Source organism: Methylophaga sp. F7, from assembly GCF_056863975.1.
In genome coordinates this window covers 135,843-155,596 of sequence record NZ_JBWPVL010000002.1, presented here as the reverse complement: position 1 = coordinate 155,596, position 19,754 = coordinate 135,843, and the positions used below count along the sequence as shown (strand labels likewise).

16 protein-coding genes are annotated in these 19,754 nt (G+C 46.9%); 2 read left to right on the top strand and 14 right to left on the bottom strand.

What is annotated here, in order from left to right:
- Positions 1-215 precede the first annotated feature (215 nt).
- On the bottom strand, positions 216-902 hold the full coding sequence (locus AC08OG_RS16065) for a hypothetical protein (protein WP_226069809.1): 687 nt from the start codon (positions 900-902) through the stop codon (positions 216-218).
- Positions 903-1,410: 508 nt separating this feature from the next.
- Positions 1,411-1,827: an IS200/IS605 family transposase gene (tnpA, locus tag AC08OG_RS16060; RefSeq protein WP_226069670.1), complete on the bottom strand. Its 417-nt coding sequence runs from the start codon at positions 1,825-1,827 to the stop codon at positions 1,411-1,413.
- 21 nt (positions 1,828-1,848) lie between these two features.
- Between tnpA and AC08OG_RS16055 the strand changes: the two genes are divergently transcribed.
- Both AC08OG_RS16055 and AC08OG_RS16050 read left to right on the top strand, forming a co-directional pair.
- Positions 1,849-3,090, top strand: coding sequence for an RNA-guided endonuclease InsQ/TnpB family protein (locus AC08OG_RS16055; protein WP_482930601.1), 1,242 nt, complete (start codon positions 1,849-1,851; stop codon positions 3,088-3,090).
- Between the two features lie 160 nt (positions 3,091-3,250).
- The gene (locus AC08OG_RS16050) at positions 3,251-3,580 is read left to right on the top strand and encodes a four-helix bundle copper-binding protein (RefSeq protein ID WP_226069738.1); all 330 of its coding nucleotides are present in this window, start codon (positions 3,251-3,253) and stop codon (positions 3,578-3,580) included.
- A 165-nt stretch (positions 3,581-3,745) separates the two neighbouring features.
- Here AC08OG_RS16050 and AC08OG_RS16045 read toward each other — a convergent pair whose 3' ends face one another.
- The 12 genes from AC08OG_RS16045 to AC08OG_RS15990 all read right to left on the bottom strand — a co-directional run bounded on the left by AC08OG_RS16045 (position 3,746) and on the right by AC08OG_RS15990 (position 19,743).
- Positions 3,746-4,381, bottom strand: coding sequence for a peroxiredoxin (locus AC08OG_RS16045; protein WP_304917597.1), 636 nt, complete (start codon positions 4,379-4,381; stop codon positions 3,746-3,748).
- Positions 4,382-4,670: 289 nt separating this feature from the next.
- Positions 4,671-5,021, bottom strand: a complete 351-nt coding sequence (locus AC08OG_RS16040) for a copper-binding protein (protein WP_136555629.1) — start codon at positions 5,019-5,021, stop codon at positions 4,671-4,673.
- 67 nt (positions 5,022-5,088) lie between these two features.
- Positions 5,089-8,259 (bottom strand): efflux RND transporter permease subunit, encoded by a 3,171-nt coding sequence (locus AC08OG_RS16035; RefSeq protein ID WP_482930600.1) that lies wholly within the window; start codon positions 8,257-8,259, stop codon positions 5,089-5,091.
- Entirely contained in the window at positions 8,256-10,151 is a 1,896-nt protein-coding gene (locus AC08OG_RS16030) for an efflux RND transporter periplasmic adaptor subunit (protein ID WP_482930599.1), read from the bottom strand. The genes AC08OG_RS16035 and AC08OG_RS16030 overlap by 4 nt, the downstream gene beginning before the upstream one ends.
- A complete protein-coding gene (locus AC08OG_RS16025; RefSeq protein ID WP_482930598.1) occupies positions 10,151-11,497 on the bottom strand; it encodes a TolC family protein in 1,347 nt (448 codons plus the stop codon). The genes AC08OG_RS16030 and AC08OG_RS16025 overlap by 1 nt, the downstream gene beginning before the upstream one ends.
- A 101-nt stretch (positions 11,498-11,598) precedes the next feature.
- Positions 11,599-11,940, bottom strand: coding sequence for a hypothetical protein (locus tag AC08OG_RS16020; RefSeq protein WP_439504173.1), 342 nt, complete (start codon positions 11,938-11,940; stop codon positions 11,599-11,601).
- Between the two features lie 107 nt (positions 11,941-12,047).
- Complete coding sequence (locus AC08OG_RS16015; protein ID WP_482930597.1) at positions 12,048-14,387, bottom strand: heavy metal translocating P-type ATPase; 2,340 nt, start codon at positions 14,385-14,387, stop codon at positions 12,048-12,050.
- Positions 14,388-14,419: 32 nt separating this feature from the next.
- Complete coding sequence (locus AC08OG_RS16010) at positions 14,420-15,772, bottom strand: APC family permease (protein ID WP_482930596.1); 1,353 nt, start codon at positions 15,770-15,772, stop codon at positions 14,420-14,422.
- 109 nt (positions 15,773-15,881) lie between these two features.
- A complete protein-coding gene (locus tag AC08OG_RS16005; protein WP_482930595.1) occupies positions 15,882-16,427 on the bottom strand; it encodes a c-type cytochrome in 546 nt (181 codons plus the stop codon).
- Between the two features lie 29 nt (positions 16,428-16,456).
- Positions 16,457-16,726: a hypothetical protein gene (locus tag AC08OG_RS16000; RefSeq protein WP_226069897.1), complete on the bottom strand. Its 270-nt coding sequence runs from the start codon at positions 16,724-16,726 to the stop codon at positions 16,457-16,459.
- 39 nt (positions 16,727-16,765) lie between these two features.
- Complete coding sequence (locus tag AC08OG_RS15995; RefSeq protein WP_482930594.1) at positions 16,766-17,887, bottom strand: copper resistance protein B; 1,122 nt, start codon at positions 17,885-17,887, stop codon at positions 16,766-16,768.
- Positions 17,884-19,743 carry a copper resistance system multicopper oxidase gene (locus AC08OG_RS15990; protein ID WP_482930593.1) on the bottom strand — a complete coding sequence of 620 codons (1,860 nt, stop codon included), beginning with the start codon at positions 19,741-19,743 and terminating at the stop codon, positions 17,884-17,886. The genes AC08OG_RS15995 and AC08OG_RS15990 overlap by 4 nt, the downstream gene beginning before the upstream one ends.
- Between the last annotated feature and the right edge of the window lie 11 nt (positions 19,744-19,754).

Sequence of the window (19,754 nt, the reverse complement as noted above, 5' to 3'; positions counted from 1 at the left end):
AATAGGCATTGCTCTCAAATTCCTATAACGACCAGTAACGCATCATTGCTTAATTCGTATAGTTACGGTGTTAGAAACTAATTTTTCATTTGACTTCCATTTAAGTCATGTCTCCGTATCGGTACTACCAAAAGAATAGGCAGCTTCAAACGCTGATAGACTTAATTTGTCGAGGATAAGAATCAGCGAGATGTCTTTCATGACTATTATTTATTTCAGCCTGTAGTCGCTGCTTTCTTGGATGCATTGTGCTGACGTTTTTTATACGATTGTCGTTTGGCCTGAGCCTTATTTAAATCACTGTCTTTTTTCTTATCAGATGCTATGTAAGCTTGTTGCCCAAGTGCTCTGATTGCATCAGCAATTTTAAAGATACGAACTTGCCATGCATGAGACCTATCTTCTGAATGAGCAAGCGGAACTTCCCCGGCCATCCAAAGCGTTTTAAGTTTCATTGTCAGATTATCCAGCTGACGGATCAGGTTCATAAATGCCATGCCTTCTGGGCACGTGATTTTGATTAGCAAATAAACACTATTATCTGTGACGGCAGCATTCTTGATTCCAATGCTGTCCAGAATGTGATCTGCTTGTTCCATATCCCGATTCATTTCAGTAGACAGATGCTTAATACTTTCAGTAATTTTTTTTACATTTTCATCAGAAAGCTCACGTAATCCGAATTTACGTGTGAGCAACGTTGCTGCTGTCATCTGCGTTTGGATATGATCGAAGGTCCGGCGAAATAATCGTTTTGCCTGTGCTGACTGGAGCTTTACGGTCATCTCCATGTAAAACTCGCTTTTAACCTCTTCTTCAGTCAAAAACTGTCTAACCTTTTCCATTTCAACTTTCTGACGACTTTCTCTTTTGGAGTCAACTGTTTCCAACTCTTCAGCCACGACGCTCTCCTTTTTGTTGATTAATTTTATGCTCAGGGTGGCATTTAAAATGAGTAAGCCTGGTTAGTCCATGAATAACCGGATATTGGTCAATGCCGGTTACTAGAATGATAGGCGTTTTAACTCACACAGGTTTAAGAGGATGTTTATTGACCTTAAACAATAAATTGTTGCTACCAATATAAAAAGGCAATGACTTTCTTCTTTGTGTTTAGGTGATGTTATGCAATTTATTGTGAAGTTCGGCCATGCTCGGGGTCAAGCGTAGGTCTTATTAATCTATTAGTTGTCGATAAAGACTATTTTAAGGCGGATTGGGGAAACAAGAATTCAAATGAACTATACAAACTGATTAAGACACTCTACGAAATATCTCGTTTCTACTTCTCTTTGTAATGATTACAAACATAATTAATGCCATCATGAATATTTTACCGGATTGCGCGAAAAGCCCCGTCGTTCAGGGCGGGGATGAATAGCGCGGACGGCAGCGCCGTCCTTTGAATACTTAATGAGGTGTTTGCTGTTGCTCGATGTATTGCCGAATGATTTCAATCGGCGCACCGCCGCAGCTTCCAGCGAAATAGCTTGGCGACCACAAGGCCCCGCCCCACAGTTTCTTCTTAATGCTTGGGTAGTTCTTTTTTCGGATAAGAAGACTGGATACGCCTTTCAGGCTATTAACCAGTTTCGATATTGCCACCTTAGGCGGGTAGTTCACCAACAGGTGAACGTGATCGTCCTCTCCATCGAATTCCACTAACTCCGCTTCAAAGTCGGCGCATACATTGGAGAAGATTTCTTGAAGGTCGTCCAGAATGGCTTTTGTGAATACACCACGGCGGTATTTAGTCACAAAGACCAGATGAACGTGCATCTTAAAAACACAGTGTCTACCGTGCCTAATGTCATTGTCATTGCCCATAGACCAGAGTATGATTGAATCATGCAACGACTTCAAGTTTTCAAATACGAATTAATGCCGGACGGCGAACAACAGCGCAATATGCGCCGTTTCGCCGGGTCGTGCCGTTTTGTATTCAATAAGGCATTGGCGTTGCAACAAGCGCACTACGCAGAAAGCAAAAAGAAGTTGTCTTATGCCGATTTGTGCAAACAACTGACCGAGTGGCGCAAGAGTAGCGAAACGCAATGGCTATCTGAAACCCATTCCCAACCCTTGCAACAAACGCTTAAAGACCTGGAACGAGCCTATAAAAACTTCTTCGAGAAACGCGCAGACTTTCCTCGCTTCAAGAAGAAAGGCCAGTCGGATAACTTTCGCTATCCGCAAGGTTGCAAGCTCGACCAAGGCAACAGCCGGATTTTTCTGCCAAAACTAGGCTGGGTTCGCTACCGCATCAGCCGGGAAGTGTTGGGTATTGTGAAAAACGTCACCGTATCCGGCAAACAAGGCAAGTGGTATGTGTCGATTCAAACCGAGCGCGAAGTCGAAGCGCCTATCCACCCGTCGACCGCCATTGTCGGCATCGATATGGGCATTGCCCGTTTTGCCACACTGAGCGACGGCAGCTATTTCGCCCCGCTCAATAGTTTCAAACGCCAAGAAAAAGCCTTGGTGAATGCTCAGCGAGCCATGAGCCGAAAAAAGAAGTTCAGCAACAACTGGAAAAAGGCAAAAGCCAAAGTCCAGAAAATCCATGCCCATATCGGCAATGCCCGACGCGACTACCTGCACAAAGCCACGACCACGGTCAGCCAAAACCACGCGATGGTGTGTATCGAGGACTTGCAGGTTCGGAATATGTCCAAGTCAGCATCAGGCACTACCGAGACACCGGGCAGAAACGTCAAGGCCAAATCCGGCCTGAATAAAGCCATCCTAGATCAAGGCTGGTATGAGTTCCGCCGCCAGTTAGACTACAAACTCGCTTGGAATGGCGGACAACTCGTTGCCGTACCACCCCAAAACACCAGCCGGAAGTGTCCGTGCTGCGGCCATGTCGCCAAAGAGAACCGACGCACACAAGCCCGGTTCCGGTGTGTTGCGTGCGGCTTCGAGGAAAACGCCGATGTAGTTGGTGCGATCAACATTCTCAGGGCGGGACACGCCCGTTGCGCCTGTGAAGTGAGCGACGCAGTAATGTCGCCAGCAGCAGGAACCCACCGAAGCAACTCATTGCGGCGCGATGCCGGGATGAGCGCCGTAGGAATCTCCGGCCTTTAGGCCGGGGAGGATGTCAAACCCACATTATAAATAATCTGATTGTGACAGCTTGGTAAAAGGGAAATGCAGCGACTCATTGGCTAATTTATATTGGTATATTTCTTGCTAAATGCCCTTAACATGCAATTAAGCATGTTTCATCAATTAAAGAGAGGTCACTATGTCTCATGAAAAATATCAATCTTGTATCGAAGCTTGTTATCGCTGCGCTGCGCAATGCGATCATTGTGCAGTGGCTTGTTTAGAAGAAAGTAATGTTTCCAAAATGGCAGATTGCGTACGTATGGATTTAGACTGTGCGGATATGTGTCGTTTTGCAGCGGCTGCGATGGCTCGTGGCAGTGATTATGCAGCTCAAATATGTAATTTATGTGCCGAAATTTGTGAGAAATGTGCTGAAATTTGTGCTCAGTATGAGCACCAGCACTGTAAAGACTGTGCTAACGAGTGCAGAAAATGCGCTGAAGAATGCAGAAAAATGGCTGCATAAGAAGTCTGACATACGCCTCTAATGAGGCGTATGTCTTTTTGATGCTAATCTACTTTGTAGATTAAAACTATTAGAAGGAAATCTTAGCAAAAGAACTCCCTAATATTACGAACAACTTGAATATTCGTCATCCTTTTCATTACTTAAAATGGTAGGCGCCCCACCTTAACGATTAGGCTGCTTGACTATACGAAGATATGGCTTAAGCGTCTTCCAACCTTCAGGAAAGTGTTCTTTAGCCTCCTCGTCTGATAAAGAGGGAACTATGATGACATCATCACCATTGCACCAGTTTGCTGGGGTAGCAACCTTATAGCCATCAGTTAATTGGATCGAGTCGAGCACCCGTAAGATTTCGTTGAAGTTTCGGCCCGCACTCTTCGGATAGGTCAGCGTCATTCTAATCTTCTTATTCGGATCGATCAGAAATACCGAACGCACTGCCGAGCTATCATCCTCCCCGGGATGCAGCATATCGTAAAGCCGAGAGATTTGTTTATCTTCATCTCCAATAATCGGGAAGTTGACCGCGCGTCCTTGGGTCTCCTCAATATCGCTGACCCAGGCTTTATGCTCTTTCACCGAGTCAACCGAAATAGCGATTATTTTGCATTGCCGCTTGTCGAATTCTTCCTTCAGCTTGGCGGTCTCACCTAGTTCCGTGGTGCATACTGGCGTAAAGTCGGCCGGGTGAGAGAACAGGATCGCCCATCCGTCGCCAATCCAGTCATGAAAGTTAATCGTTCCTTCTGTGGTATTCGCCTCAAAGTCTGGGGCAATATCGCCTAGATGTATGTTCATGATGCTAGTTTCCTTGAGTTAAATTATAAAGTGGCGTAGACCGATGCTTATGTTTTGCCTCGACAGGTTGAGTAATTACTTTGTCAGAATTTGTCGACGAGTTGCGTTGAGTGTCAGCATTGACAATACTGTAAGACGTCGTCAATAAAGTAGCTAAGAGCATTCCAGCCCAAGATTTAAACTGTGTTTTCATGGTTGTTTACCTCAAGTAAAGGGTGCAAGACCCAGTTTTCCTATTTTTAGACAATTATTTTTAATCGCTCATTCCAAACTGTTTGCATATTGTCAGTTACTTGACTTCAGTAATGACATAACCTTGTTCTGCTTTCATAAACTCAAAATCAACCGTATCGCCCACATTAAGATTATTAAGTAATTGCTCATCCTGGACCATAAATCCCATGGTCATGGCAGGCCAGCTGAGGCTTTCAACCGGTTCATGAGCCAAAGTTACTTTTTTTGAGCTGGCATCGACTTTAGTGACGGTGCCTTTAGCTGAATGGGTGATCTGTTGATCCGATGTCTCCGCTTTTGGAGCCATGTTCTTCATATCGTCATGATTCATTCTCTGCTCCGCTAGTATCGAGGTTGCCGAAAAGGACAGAATGATCGTCAAAGAACTTACTAATAATTTTTTCATTTTAATTTTCTCCACTGCGTTAAAAAATATCCGGATCAAGAAACGCTAAATGACCCGGCGTGATTCATCACTCGTTATTTGCTTGTGATTGAATTGGTTGGTTTTTCGTCTGCCGCTGTGCACGCGGTCTACGAATCATTAGATAAATTACTGGGATCACCAGCATCGACAGCAGCGGTGCCGTCACCATGCCGCCAACCATTGGCGCAGCAATGCGCTGCATCACCTCACTACCAGTGCCGCTGCCAAACATAATGGGTAGCAGGCCTGCAAGGATAACGGTCGCGGTCATGGCCTTGGGTCTAACCCTGAGTACTGCGCCCTCACTTATGGCATCAAGCAGATCAGCTTCCGTTCCTTTTTGTTCATCCAACCGTTTTTGCCAGGCTTGCTTAAGATAGAGCAGCATGATGACGCCAAACTCGGCTGCTACCCCGGCTAAAGCGATAAAGCCGACCACACTCGCCACCGACAAGTTGTGTCCCAGCAGATATAGCAGCCAGATGCCGCCAACTAAAGAAAATGGCAAAGTCACCATTAGCAGCAATGCTTCGCCAAAATTCTTAAACGTGAGGTAGAACAAAACAAAGATGATAAGCAAAGTGAAAGGCACCACCAGCTTGAGCTTGGCAGTGGCGCGCTCAAGATACTCAAATTGCCCGGACCAGGTAATTGAATAGCCGGTCGGCAAATCAATGTGCTCGGCGACGGTTTGCTGCATCTCCGCTACTGCAGATCCCAAATCCCGATCCCGAATATCGACATACACAAACCCCGCTAATCGCGAGTTCTCACTTCTTACCATGGGTGGACCATCACTGACACTAATATTCGCGACGTCTGACAGTAATAGTTGCTGACCGCGAATAGTCACGATAGGCAAGGTCCGTAACGAGGCCAGTGAATCCCGGATCTCCCGGGGATAGCGAACATTAATGGGAAAGCGCTGCAGTCCCTCTACCGTTTCGCCAATATTCATGCCGCCCACAGCCGAACTGATAATCAACTGCACATCATTAATATTAAGGCCATAGCGTGCCGCAGCATCACGCTTAATGTCAACGTCCACATAACGGCCACCGGTGAGACGCTCGGCAAAAACACTGGTGACCCCGGGTACATCTTTAAGCACTTTTTCAATATCACCGGCGATGTTATCAATAACATTTAAATCTTCCCCCAACACTTTGACGCCCACAGGACTCTTGATACCGGTCGCCAGCATATCAAGCCGGTTACGGATCGGCGGTACCCAGATATTGGTTAAGCCCGGCACTTTGACGGTTTTATCAAGTTCGGCGATCAATTTTTCTTTAGTCATGCCCGGCCGCCATTCTTCACGAGGTTTGAACTGGATCGTGGTTTCAAACATCACCAACGGCGCCGGATCCGTTGCCGTATCAGCACGCCCGGCTTTACCGTAGACAGTTTTCACCTCCGGCACGCTTTTAATCATTCGATTCGTTTGTTGCAGTAATTCCGCGACTTTACCGGCCGACAAGCTGGGCAAAGCGCTGGGCATATACAGCAGATCACCCTCATCCAAAGGCGGCATAAATTCACTGCCGATATGTTGTAACGGCCATAAACTGGTCAGTAACAATGCGCTGGCGACCACTAAGGTCATCTTTGGAAACTTCAGTACGCCTGCCAATACAGGTCGATATAAAGCAATTAAAAAGCGGTTCAACGGATTCGCTTTTTCTGCGGGAATTTTGCCCCGAATGAGGTAGCCCATTAGGACCGGAATAAGTGTTACAGCAAGACCCGCTGCTGCAGCCATCGCATAAGTCTTAGTAAATGCCAGCGGTGAAAACAGTCGGCCTTCCTGAGCTTCTAAGGTGAAAATAGGGATAAAAGACAACGTAATAATCAGCAAAGAAAAGAATAGCGCGGGGCCCACCTCGACGGCAGAATCACCAATCACCTTCCAGCGACTTTCACCTTCAAGCTTTAACCCGGGATGTTTTTCATGCCATCGTTCTAAATGTTTGTGAGCATTTTCGATCATCACCACCGCTGCATCGACCATGGCGCCAACAGCAATCGCAATACCACCTAGGGACATGATATTCGCGTTGATCCCCTGCCAGTGCATGATAATAAAAGCCATCAAGATCCCCAGAGGCAGCGACACAATAGCCACCAAGGCTGAACGTAGATGGAACAGGAAAATAAGACACACCAATGCCACAACAATAAATTCTTCAACAAGCTTTTCATTAAGATTATGGACAGCTCGCTCTATCAAGCCTGAGCGATCATAAACCGGAACAATTTCCACACCCTCGGGCAAACTCTTTTGCAAAGTTTTCAGTTTGTCTTTCACAGCAGCAATGGTGGTCAAGGCGTTCTTGCCAGAGCGCATCACGATGATGCCGCCCACCGCTTCACCGACACCGTTGAGCTCGCTGATAGCCCTCCGAATTTCAGGGCCAATTTGAATATGCGCGACATCGCCCAAAGTCACCGATATACCGGCATCAGTGGTGAGTAAGGGAATTGATTGAAAATCTTCTAAGCTTTGCAAATAACCGGAGGCGCGCACCATATATTCCGCTTCGCCCATCTCCAGCACTGCCCCGCCGGTCTCTTGATTACCATTATTGATAGCCTCAATCACGCGGGAGAGCGGTATGCGATAAGCCGCTAATTTGTCCGGATCGACCACCACCTGATATTGGCGCACCATGCCGCCAACAGTCGCGACCTCTGCCACATTGGCGACGGTTTTCAGCTCAAATTTAAGAAACCAATCCTGCAAGGCACGCAGTTGTGAAATATCCTGAGTACCGGATTTATCTACCAAAGCATACTGATAGATCCAACCCACACCGGTGGCATCCGGACCGATTGAGGAACTTGCCGTATCCGGCAGCCTTGACTGCGCCTGATTAAGGTATTCCAGCACCCGACTGCGGGCCCAATACAGATCGGTACCCTCTTCGAACAAGACATAGACATAGCTATCGCCGAAGAATGATAAACCACGAACCACTTTGGCACCGGGCACCGATAACATGGTCGTGGTTAATGGATAAGTCACCTGATCCTCGACCAATTGTGGTGCTTGTCCCGGCCAGCTCGTTTTAATTATCACCTGAACATCCGAGAGATCAGGCAGCGCATCCAGCGGCGTGCGTGATAACGATACTAAGCTCCAGGCAAGCATCATCAGCGTCGCCAATAACACCAGAAAACGGTTGTCGATCGACCAACGTATGAGTCTAGCAATCATTTTGCACCTTCCATTTCAGTCTCGGCTGACAAAGGCTGCAGGTCGATAATTTTAGGTGCCGAGCCTTTTTCTAAGCGAAACTCAATTGCTATTTGCTCGCCCACTGTTAGCCCATCAGGATCCAGCGAGGATGACAATTCAAAGTCCATGGTCATGCCCGGCCAATTTAAGCTGGGAATATCTGGATGGGTCAGCGTCAAAATCTGCCTGTCTATAGCTTCGATTTTTGCCTGCGTCTCATGACTCTCCATTGCCATTTCAGGAGCTTTTGAGAGCGGTTGAAACTCAACAATCAATGGCGCCGCGCCTTTTTCTAAACGAAAGGCAATTTCAATTTGCTCACCCACCGTCAGTTCATCTGGATTGAGTGATGACGAAAGTTCAAAGTCCATGGTCATACCCGGCCACTCCAGGGTGGGAATATCTGGATGGGTCAAAGTCAATATCTGCCCGTTTATGGCTTCGATTTGTGCCTCGGTCTGATGAGTCTCCATTGTCATCTCAGACATTGAATGGTCATCGGCTTTCGACGTGTTATCGTCACTTAGTCGGGCTTCAACACCTCTCAGGCTGGCTTCTGAATCCACCAAAAACTGACCTGATACCACAACCCGTTCACCTTCCTGCAGTCCTTGCTGGATTTGGGTTTTATCATCAGTTACGCGTCCGGTTATGACTTCAACCGGGCGAAAACTGCCGTTATCGAGTGCCAGCATGATTAAGGTGCGTTTGCCCGTTCGGATAAGCGCTTCGGTTGGCACCATCAGCGCATCGTTAATTTGTTTGCCTGCCAACTGCATATTGACGAACATACCCGGCGCCAATTCACCCTGTGGATTGTCCAACACCACACGCGCCTTAAGGGTGCGTGTTGTAGGGTTCACTTCCGGTAATAATCTTTGTATTTGACCTCTAAATTGTTTGCCGGGAAAAGCCGGGCTGCTGGCGGTGATGGGATCACCAGGGTTGAGTAACGCAATCTGACTCTCCGGTACCTCAGCATTCGCCCAGACGGGGTCTAATCCATTAATACGCATCAATGTGGAACCGGTTGATATGGTCATGCCTTCGCGGGCAACTAATTCTGTGACGACGCCATCAATGGGGGCGGTAATAATCAGCTGCGTTTGAAGTCTGCCGGTGCTTTTTACCTGACGGATTTGTGCTTCGCTCATCCCCACTTGGCGCATGCGGGCAATTGAGGCTGCTATCAGTTCATCTAATCCTTCTCCTTGCATATTGTTAAGAGCCAGAAATTCTTCTTGTACGGCCACCCAGTCAGGTACATAGATAGCCAAAAGCGGCTGGCCTTTATTGACCTGCTCCAGGGTGGCCTTTACGAAAAGTTTTTCCACATAACCCAGAGCACGGGCTTGAACATTCACTTCCTCGCGCTCGTTCCATGCAATAGCGCCTACCGCTGTCACCTGCGTCGCTATGTCCTGTTTGGTTACCAAAGCCGTCCGTATGCCAATATTTTGTTGTAGGCGGGAGTTAATGCTAACGCCGGGCTCATCGGTTGCACTCTCACCACCCGCGCTACCCTTATAAACTGGCACCAGCATCATATCCATATAGGGTGACTTACCTGGCGTCTCGAATTTATTGCCGGGGACCATCGGATCTTGGTAAAAAAGAATCTTTTGGCCCGTGACCGGATCAATATCACCGGCTTTAATTCCAGCGTCGATATGACGGCGGGTCGCTTTTTCGCCTTCGGCAATCCCCCAACTTGAAGGATCTTCAGTGGTCTTGGCATTACCCGCCATGCTCTCTGAACTCGATGAAGACATGTCCATCCCTTGCTGCATTCCCCATTGATAAGCAGCATAACCAGCAATAAGCGTCATCAGAGCCATGACTAAAAATAAAAAAATGTATTTGCGATTCATTATTTGAACTCCATGGTGCGGGATGAAGGAATGACGGCACTATCGGGCAATATCAGATATTCCAATGTGGCCCAAAGCGCTGCGGTTTCCATTTCGATCCGCAGTTTTTCTATACGTGTAGCAATTTCCATTCTTCGTGCATCAAGCACTTTCTCTAACTCGCCTTTACCTCCCCGGTATTCAGCGAGTGCAGCATTAGTGCCCTGGCTGGCAAGGGGGATCAAAGCCGTTTCATAGTCACTGAGTCGGACTAAATTACTTTTCCAGGTATCGAGCCAGCGCACTGTCTCAGCAATATGTTCTCGGGTCATTTCTTCGCGTTCTGCTCGCACCTGGTCCGCTTGGGCCAATTTGGCAGCCACCACACGATCTTGGCGGCTCTCCTGATTCCATTGCAGCGGCACGCTGACACCAATCGAAATCATGTCCGAAAAACCTGAACTTCGTTCGCCATACATTACTGACCAAGTCCAATCAGACTGCTTCTCTTGACGTGCGACCTTGGCTTCAGCCATTGCAACCGCCTCCTCAGCCCTCATTACAGCAATATCTGGATGTTCACTTACCTGATGATATAAATGCTGAGTGTCGAGCGAAGACTGAGTGATGTCGGGCGCGGCGTCTAAAGATAGATTATCAATATCCCCGACCCAACGCGCCAACGTCGTTTTGGCATTATCAAGGCGCGCTTGAGCTTGATAAATACGATCCTGGATTTCAGCCACAGTTGTTTTGGCCAGAAAAATATCGGACTGCGGGCCAGTCCCTGCTCGATAAATAGCTTCGGCAGCCTCTACTTGTAAGCTTGCTTCTTGCTGCTCACGTGTTAAAAGTTCCACCATTTGCTGCTGGTAGTAACCATCAAACCAGGCCAATGCAGTGTTTTGGCGAATTTCAGTAAGTGTCAGTTTTTTAGTTATCTGCGCCTTATCTGCTTTAAGTTTAAACACGTTGGCACGAGCATGGCGCTTGGCTTCACGGGTATATGTCTGAGAAATGCCAATATTGCGAGAGGTCATAAAATCTTCCGTAAGGCTATAAGCCATGGGACCATTGACTGGCAGGTTATTTACAGATAACTCCAGCATGGGATCGGGAAGTTGACCGGCTTCAATGGCCAGCTCTTGGGAGGCTTGCGCTGCAGCATCTTGCGCTAACAAGGCCTGAGAGCGTTGCTCAGCGAGATGCAAAGCGTTTTGCAAGCTAAGTGACTCGGCTTGTGGTTGCGCTATTACCGCAGTTGCAAAACTGGCAATAAATAAGGCGACAAAGCCGAGCCAATATATTCGCCATAATTTTGGCAAATATCTTTTGAGCACAATGGCTCTGGTGAATAGGTTTGACATGAGCTGGATCCGATGTAGTCAAAGGCGTTGGAGCAAAAGCAACGCAGATGTTTCAAGCATGGAACTAAGTAGCAGCTTGAAACACTACGGGAATAATGGGATCAGCTTAAGGTTGGCGGGCGCCAGAGATCAGTAGGTGCTGCGTTAGGCACGAACGCTATGCTGGTTAGTGCCCTACTTCTATCAGTAGAAATTAAATTCCATGATGGAACAGAAAAAAACATGACTACATTAGAGATGCTGCAATCTTGATCTGCTTTACAGGATTGACCCGTTTTAGCGGCCATCACGGCATCATTACAGCAGTCTGGCATATCGGCATGGTCCATCGTGGCCATGCTGCCATCTTCTTCCATTGGGCAATTTGTCTCATAGCTATGCGCATAGCTGGCGTTGGCAAAAGCCAAGGCGAAACAAAGAAAAAATAAATTTATTATGCGCATTAAGTCTAAGAATACTCTTTTACAGTCAGTTTGTAAATATTATTGACCAAAAGTGCTGGTGAAGGTTCAACAAATACTCTGTTATTAAAACGATAAAGTTTATTTCTTTATAATTTAACCAGCCGCAACCGCAGTGCATTCATGATAACGCTCACAGATGAAAGTGACATAGCAGCCGCTGCAAAAATTGGCGACAGCAATATGCCGAAAAACGGATATAAAATCCCAGCGGCAATCGGCACCCCGGCAGAATTGTAAATGAAAGCAAAAAACAGGTTTTGTCTGATATTGCGCATAGTTGCTAAAGATAAACGGCGGGCTTCAACAATACCCATCAGGTCACCTCGCAACAAAGTAATTCCGGCACTTTCAATCGCCACGTCGGTGCCGGTGCCCATGGCAATGCCAACATCCGCCGTTGCCAGCGCAGGCGCATCATTTACCCCGTCACCAGCCATCACCACAATCCGGCCTTCATCTTTAAGGCGCTGAATAATTTTGCCTTTGTCTTCCGGCAGAACTTCTGCTTCTACTTCATCAATATTCAGCTTGCGGGCAACGGCTTCGGCCGAGGTACGATTATCACCGGTTAGCATAACGATCCGGATACCGTCTTTTTGCAGCGCCGAAATGGCCGCTTGAGTGGTTTCTTTAACCGGATCGGCAATAGCAAGTAAGCCAGCGACTTTGCCAGCCACTGCGGCAAAAATCACGGTAGCGCCATCCCCGCGAAGCGTATCAGCTTCATTGTCAAAGTCTGCGGTATCAACAGCTTCTGCTTCCATAAGCAGTCGATTTCCCAATAAAACCCGCTGGCCATCAATCGAACCCGTGACCCCTTTACCATTAGAGGAATCGAAATCTTCAGCATCGGGCAGCTTAAGATCCATTGCCCTGGCCTTTTCTAAAATAGCGTGGGCCAATGGATGTTCACTGCCTTTTTCAAGGCCACCTGCATAACGCATCAGCTCAGCTTCGCTGAGTCCATTCGCTGTAACTAGCTTCGTGACCTGCGGTTTGCCCTCAGTCAGGGTACCGGTTTTATCGATGACAACCGTATCGACCTTTTCCATACGCTCCAGCGCTTCTGCATCGCGGATCAGCACACCACTTTGCGCACCCCGGCCGACACCAACCATAATGGACATAGGGGTTGCCAGACCTAACGCACACGGGCAGGCAATAATTAAGACGCTAACCGCTGCAATCAGACCAAAAGCCATTGGTGGCGCCGGGCCGAAAAATGACCAAACGATAAAAGCGATAACGGCTATAACGATAACGACCGGGACAAACCAACCCGCCACTTTGTCTGCTAATCCCTGAATGGGTGCACGGCTGCGCTGGGCATTAGCTACCATCTGTACAATCTGAGACAGCATCGTATCCCGGCCAACCTTGTCGGCGCGCATAATAAAGCTGCCTTGCTGATTAATACTGCCACCGATAACTTGATCGCCAGCGGTCTTCCTGACCGCCAACGGCTCACCGGTCACCAGTGATTCATCGATATTGGAGTTACCCTCAAGCACCTGACCATCTAATGGTACCTTGTCGCCCGGACGTACCCGCAGGCGATCACCAACCTTAACTTCGTCCAGCGGCACATCAGATTCACCACCATCATCTTCCAGCTTTCTGGCAGTTGCTGGCGCCAGATCCAGTAAGGCCTTAATCGCGCCGGAAGTCTTTTCCCGCGCTCGCAATTCCAATACCTGCCCAAGCAATACCAATACAACGATCACTGCAGCCGCTTCGAAATAGACAGCGACAGAACCATCCGCCTGACGAAAGGCATCGGGGAAAATTTGCGGCATCAGAGTTGCTACCAGACTGTAGAGCAGCGCCATGCCAGTACCAATGGCAATCAAGGTAAACATATTCAGATTACGACTAATAACAGATTTCCAGCCCCTGACAAAAAAAGGCCAGCCACACCATAGAACTACAGGCGTTGCCAGTACCAGCTGAATCCAGTTGGATAGCTGCGGCGGCACAATATGATCGAGTCCGGTCAGGTGTCCGCCCATTTCAAGCACCAATACCGGTAATGCCAGTATCAAACCGATCCAAAACCGGCGAGTCATATCCCTTAGCTCTTCAGAAGGCCCATCATTCAAACTGACTTGCTCAGGTTCTAGAGCCATACCACAAATGGGGCAATCGCCAGGCTTTGGCTGGCGGATTTCAGGATGCATTGGGCAGGTGTAAATCGTGCCTGGCATTGTCGGCTGTACCGACTTTTGCTGATCACCTGAATATCGATTTGGGTTGTCGTCAAACTTGGATTTGCAACCTGAAGAGCAAAAGTACCAATTCTTAGCATCATATTGACTTTTGTGCTGCGCAGTTTGTGGCTCCACACTCATGCCACAGACCGGATCATTTTCAGAATGAGCGTCATGTGCCGGTTGATCTTGATGATGAGCATGCTTGTGGTCAGACATAGTCGTTCTATCCTTTAGGAAAATTTCAGATTTTAGTGACGATGCGGATGCGATTTATTCTGACTTAATGATCCACGCTTAGCCATTTTTTTCAGGAAAATATGCTCAGCCACAGCGATAACAATCATCGTAACAACCGCTACACCAATCACAAACGGATCCGTATTCAGTTTTACCCAGACAAAGCCCCCTAGCGCGAGCAAATCTAAAATAATCGCGGTAGTTGGCACCCATCTATTGGCGTTAATGTCTTCTCGCAAATAACGAAGAACGCCCCAATGAATGGCAATGTCCATAATTAGGTAAAACACGATACCCAGTGCAGCAATTCGAGACAGATCAAAAAATGCCGTCAGAATAAGTCCTAAAACGACCGTGTAGACCAGCGTATGTTTTTGAATACTACCCGGCATACCGAAATGCCGATGCGGAACCAGTTTCATTTCCGTCAGCATTGCCAGCATTCTGGAAACGGCAAATATGCTGGCCAAAATACCACCGGCAGTCGCCATCATGGCAATAGCAACCGTAAACCACACACCATATTCACCCAAGGCAGGCCTTGCTGCTGCTGCAAGAGAATAGTCCTGTGTTTTTATGATTTCTGACAACGACAAATTACTCGCTACAGCAAAACCGACCAAGCTATAAATCACCACACAGGCCGCGATAGAAATAACAATGGCACGCCCCACGTTGCGTTTAGGATCTTTTACCTCAGAACCGCTGTTGGTAATAGTGGTGAATCCTTTAAAGGCCAGTATTCCCAGTGCAGTTGCACCGAGGAAGTTGCCGAAGGTTCCCGCTTCTCCTGGGCTTGAAAAGTCGACTGAGATACTGTTGGCGATCCAAACGCCCACCAGTCCAAAAATCAGAATGCCGACGATTTTTAAAACACCAATAAAAGAGGCCACACCTTGAATCAGACGATTGCCTGAAAGATTAATGACAAAGGCAGCCAATATCAGTGAAACGCCGAGAATAGACACCATGATACCGCTATCATCACCACCAAAAAGTTGCATGGTATAAGAACCAAATGTTCGCGCCAAAAAGCTTTGTGCGATCACCATTGAGAAGTACATTAGTAAAGCATTAAAAGCAGTTGGCAACCGGTCGCCATAAGCTTTATGCAGATACATACCAATACCGCCGGCGGAGGGGTAAGCGTTGGAGATTTTGATGTAGGAATAGGCACTAAAGCTGATTATGACGGCTGCAGCAAGAAAAGCAAGCGGGAACAGTGCTCCGGTCATCTGCGCCATTTGGCCGGTGAGTGCAAATATGCCAGCACCAATCATAACACCGGTTCCCAGCATAACCGTTCCAGCCAACGTTAAGCTGCCTTCCCTGTACTGTGTGGTTCTATCTCCCTGGTTATTCATGAATCCTCCGGTCCATTACCCACTATATGTCTAACAATAAACTTAAATTCAATTCGGAGCTAATATTGCCCAGGAAATCAATGCCCATTAAAGTATTAATTATGGAAAATTACTCAGGAACGTTTGCTGTTAATATTTGATATTGGGCAGGTGTCAATTCAGGTAATCGCTTTAGGAAAGCAACTAGATTCCATATTTGTTCATCAGTATGCCCAGGTCCCCAAGCCGGCATGCCTGAACCCTTAATACCGTGTTTGATAATCCAAAAATATTGTTTGTCTTGATCTTTAGGGTCACCATGATCTAAATGTGTCATTGTTAAATTAGGAGGCTTCGGATAAAGCCCTTTGGTAAAATCTGTCTCTTTTTTGTCTGGCGCAAGATGGCAACTCGCACACATTGCAGCATAATCTGAACCACCTCTTAGTAAACGTGCTGGCGTATCCAGATCCAAGGGTACTTCAATGTCCTGGGCTGCTCGACTGATTGAATGCTCGCGTAAAGTTTCCAGCACCCAAAAAGTAAGCCTGGTATGCTGATTATCTGCACCCATCGGGTAGAGACCTGAGTAGATAAACGCTATCCCTGTCAGCACCATCAACCCAGCTGCAACAGAAAGACACTTGATACATCGCACAAAACCAAAAGACACCATGTTTATTCCTTAATTTTAGTCATCCATTACTACTTGTGTTTGTGTTTAGCTGGCTCTTTTACCTCTGCCTCATCATGTCCGTCTGATGACATTTTCGTATCTTTACCCATACATTTTTGCATCATGGCCTGCATAACGGGATCATTCATATTCATTTTTGAATGATCCATCTCTTTCATCGCAGCACAGTCCGGTGTCTGCTTCTCATTCATATGCTCTTTTGGATCATGTGCCTGCGCAGTCAAAGTCAGCACCAGAGCTGGTAAAGCAATTAAATATAACAATAAATGACGTTTCATACGGCGACTCCTTAGTCGAGGTAAAACTATATAGAGAGATTAAAACCAGAACCTAATACCAGCAACATAGATAGTGTCGCTGTCATCATTACCATTTAGTTGGGCCAAATCTGCAGTTTCTCCAAACTTCTCGGTCCACTCAATACCGATGTAGGGTGCGAATTGACGTGATAACTCGTAACGAAGTCTCAAACCAAACGCAACATCAGATAAGCCACTGCCTAAACCATTAACTTTATCTTCTTTGCCATAGGCAGTCAGTTCAGCTCGGGGCTGTAAAATCAGACGTTGTGTAAGCAGCAGTTCATATTCAGCTTCCACTGAAAGTGCTGATCGGCCACTTTCTCCAAGGTAGGCGGTCATATCCAATTCGAACCAGTAGGGAGCGAGTCCTTGAACACCAAAAGCCAGCCATTGACGATTTTTGCCTTCGTCGTACTGATCAAATCGCACACCCAACTGAGTATCAAAAAAAGCACTAATAGCATGCGTCCACAATAGGTCCGATTGGCTTTCCTCTAACTTGCCATCGACCACGTCACCTTCAAGCTTGGCCGTAAATCGATTGTAGGTGCTGCCATACCAGCCCTGAAGGTCAAATATGACAGCATCATTATCTGCATCATATTCCAGTCGATTAGCTAAAAAAGATCCGAAATAATGTTCATCCATTAATTTCAGAACGCGTTTCTCTGAGAATGCATAAGGACCCTTAGTCAGTGTAAAACCATCTGAATAGGCATGTGGATCCCTTGCGTCTGATGGTGGTTGATTACTCCCCATATTCATCTCTGAATGATCCATGCCTTCCATATCATCTTTCTGCATTTGAGAGTGATCCATGCCTTCCATGTCATCTTTTTGCATCTCAGAATGATCCATACCTTCCATGTCATCTTTTTGCATCTCAGAATGATCCATACCTTCCATGTCATCTTTTTGCATCTCAGAATGATCCATGCCTTCCATGTCATCTTTTTGCATCTCAGAATGAGCCATGCCTTCCATGTCATCTTTTTGCATTGTCGTTGTCTGTTCTGTCATAGCGTCTAGGTTTTTGGTGACATCATCAGACTGTGCCCACAGTGGGGAAATGATTAAAGACATCGAACAAGCAATGATGATCTGTCTGATTGCAGGAGTCAGAGAATAGTTTTTCATGACACCACCACTTCACGGAACATGCCCGCATCCATATGAAAAAGTAAGTGACAATGCCATGCCCATCGACCCAGGTCTTGAGGTGTTGTCAAAAAACTGATTCGCTGGGCAGGTTGCACGGGTATCGTATGGCGGCGAACAAGCATATTGCCTTGGTCATCTTCTAAATCACTCCACATTCCGTGTAAATGCATGGGATGAGCCATCATGGTGTCGTTTTGCAAAATGACACGTATACGTTCATTGTGCGGCAAATGCACCGGTGTGCTTTTACCAAATTCAAGTCCATCGAAAGACCAACTGTATCGTTCCATATTACCGGTAAGATGTAGTTCGATTTCCCGAGATGGTGGCCGTTTATCGCTAAATACCCCTTCTAAAGAGTGGAGATCTGACAAGGTCAGCACCTTTCGTCCATTATCTCTTAAGCCTATACCGGGATCGTCTAAGTTTGTACGAGGCATATCGACACGAGCGTCAACTGAAGGGCCATATTCTGTACTGGCATGCCTAACCTGCTGTGATGGTATGGCAAGTGCATCATGTTGCTTGCCATGTTGGCTGTGATCCATCGCCATTTCACCATGATTCATTTCTGAATGGCTCATATTGCTATTTGCCGAACCATGATCCATTTCCCCCATCATATCGGTCATGGTCAGCCACTGAACCGGATCAAGTTCAGGTATATCTCCGGTCAGTCCTTCCCTGATAGCAAGCGTGCCCACCGCATAACCAGTGCGTTCCATACTCTGAGCGAAGACGGTATATACATCATTTTGTGGTTCAACAATGACGTCATATGTTTCTCCGGGACCAAAACGAAACTCATCCACGCTAACGGGTTGTACGTTCTGACCATCAACCTGAATTACTGTCATTTTCAGGCCGGGGATACGCACATCATAAAATGTATTACCAGCGCCGTTAATGAATCGTAACCTTATCCTTTCCCCCGGCTGAAAAAGCCCTGTCCAGTTACCAGCAGGTGTTGTGCCATTCATAAGATAAGTTAATGTTGCTGAGGATAAATCGGCAAGATCGGTCGGGTTCATTCGCATCTGGTTCCACATTTGTCGCTTTTCAAATGCGCCTTTGATTCCCAGTTTTGAGACATCACTAAAAAATGACGGCACCGTCGGCTGATTATAGTTATATACATCCCCTTGAACTTTCAGCTTAGAGAATACGGACATCGGATCTTCATCAGTCCAATCAGAAAGCAACATTACGTAGTCACGATCTGCCGATACATGGGCTTTTGCCGAATCGGATTGAAATTCACGGGGCTCAATAATCAGTGCACCGTACATGCCGGTTATTTCCTGAAAACCACTGTGAGAGTGATACCAGTATGTGCCACTTTGCTTAAGTTTGAATTGGTACACGAAAGTTTCGCCGGGTTCTATGCCGCCAAAGCTGATGCCGGGAACACCATCCATCTGATATGGCAAGATAATGCCATGCCAGTGAATGGATGTTGGTACTTTCAGCCGGTTAGTTACTCGGATAGTGACGTCATCTCCCTCTCGTAAACGGAGAGTTGGCGCTGGAATGGATCCATTAATAGTTGTCGCTATACGTGTTACGCCAGTGAAATTAACCATTGATTCAGAAACAGTTAAATCAATAACTTGCCCCGTCAACACGGGTGCCGTGCCTCGGTATGCTTGTTCGTTGGGATGGCTTCCGGCGTGTAACAGCATTGGGAAGGTGGCCAGCACACCACCAGCAGCGATACCCTGCACAAATTGACGACGCTTCGGATTAAAATTAAGGACAGATTGAATTGGTAACTTCAATGTTAGCACTCCGATTAAAACTTTTATTAAAGAGTAATCCGCAGACTCTGTCATCTGGATGACCC